This window comes from Aquabacterium sp. A7-Y (genome assembly GCF_026153205.1).
Lineage (GTDB): Bacteria > Pseudomonadota > Gammaproteobacteria > Burkholderiales > Burkholderiaceae_C > Caldimonas.
In genome coordinates, this window is sequence record NZ_JAPFBW010000079.1 from 1 (window position 1) to 1,757 (window position 1,757).

1 protein-coding gene is annotated in these 1,757 nt (G+C 71.1%); it reads left to right on the forward strand.

Features of this window, described 5'->3' with window-relative positions; all coding sequences use genetic code 11:
* The coding region (locus tag OOT46_RS30595; protein ID WP_265407399.1) for a condensation domain-containing protein at positions 1-1,757 on the forward strand (1,757 nt) is incomplete at both ends.

The window sequence follows — 1,757 nt, forward strand, 5'->3', positions numbered from 1 at the left end:
CCGGGCTGCTGTCGGCCTGGGCGGCGCCGGGCCGCCGCCTGCTCAATGCCTATGGCCCGAGCGAGGCCAGCGTCTGCGCGAGCATGCAGCTATGCGACGCCAACGACACGGAGGCGCCCTCCATCGGCCGGCCTATGGTCAACACCTCGCTCCACATCCTCGATGCCCGGCAACGGCCGGCGCCCATCGGCGTGGCCGGCGAGATCTACATCGGCGGCATCGGTGTGGCCCGCGGCTACCTGGGCTTGCCGGAATTGACCGCCGAACGCTTCATCGACGATCCCTTCAGCCCCATCCCGGGCGCGCGGCTGTACAAGACCGGCGACCTCGGCCGCTGGCGCCCCGACGGCCGCATCGACTTCCTCGGCCGCAATGACCAGCAGCTCAAGCTGCGCGGCTTCCGCATCGAGCCCGGCGAGATCGAGGCCCGGCTCATGCAACGGCCGGGCGTGCGCGAGGCCGTCGTGCTGGCCCGCGAGGACCTGCCGGGCGAAGCCCGGCTGGTGGCCTACCTCACGTCGCAGCCCGGCAGTACGCCGGCGGATGCCGAAACCCTGAGGACCGCCCTCAAGGCGGTGCTGCCCGAGCACATGGTGCCGGCTGCCTTCGTGCACCTGCCGGCCCTGCCGCTCACCCCCAACGGCAAGCTGGACCGCCGCGCGCTGCCGGCACCCGACCAGCAGGCACGGGCGCTGCGCGCCTACGAGGCGCCGCAAGGCGAGGCCGAGGTCCTGCTCGCCTCGCTGTGGCAGGAGCTGTTGCAGGTCGAACGTGTCGGCCGCCGCGACCACTTCTTCGACCTCGGCGGGCATTCGCTGTTGACCGTGCCTTTGATCGAGCGCCTGCGCGAGGCCGGCTGGCGCACCGAGGTACGTGAGGTGTTCAGCCACCCGGTGCTGGCCGAGCTGGCCGGACGGCTGTCCGGTGAGGCGCAGGCCGAGCCCTGTTTCTCGGCGCCTGCCAACCTCATCCCCGCCGGCTGCGCCGCACTCACGCCCGAGATGCTGACGCTGGTGGAGCTCACCCAGCCGCAGATCGACGCCATCGTCGCCCGCATCCCTGGCGGGGCGCCCAACATCCAGGACATCTATCCCCTCGCGCCGCTGCAGGAAGGCATCCTGTTTCACCATCTGCTGTCACGCGAGACGGATGCCTACGTGATGCCGATGCTGCTGGGCTTCGAGACCCGGAGCCGGCTCGACACCTTCCTGCAGGCGCTGCAGGGGGTGATCGACCGCCACGACATCCTGCGCACTGCCGTGCTGAGCGAGGGCCTGCCGCGGCCGGTGCAGGTGGTGTGTCGCCAGGCCGTGCTGCCGGTGCAGGAGCAGGCCTTGCACGCGGGACAGGACAGCACCGCGCAGCTCGACGCCCTGATGGCGCCGCAGCACCTGCGCCTGGATCTGGGACAGGCGCCGCTGGTGCGCGTCCAGACCGCCCGCGACCCCCTGACCGGGCAGTGGTATGCGGTGCTCCTCCAACATCACATCATCAACGACCATGTCTCGCTGGAGATCATCCTGGCGGAGGTGAAGGCCCACCTGGAGGGCCGTACCGCGCAGCTGCCGGCGCCGGTGAGCTACCGCGACTTCGTCGCCTACACCCTGGCGCACGCCGACCAGGCCGAGGCCGAGGCCTTCTTCCGCGAACAGCTCGCCGACGTGCACGAGCCCACCCTGCCCTTCGGCCTGCTCGACGTGCACGGCGACGGCCAGTCGATCGAGGAGGCCACGCTGGAGCTGCCGGCTTCGCTGGCA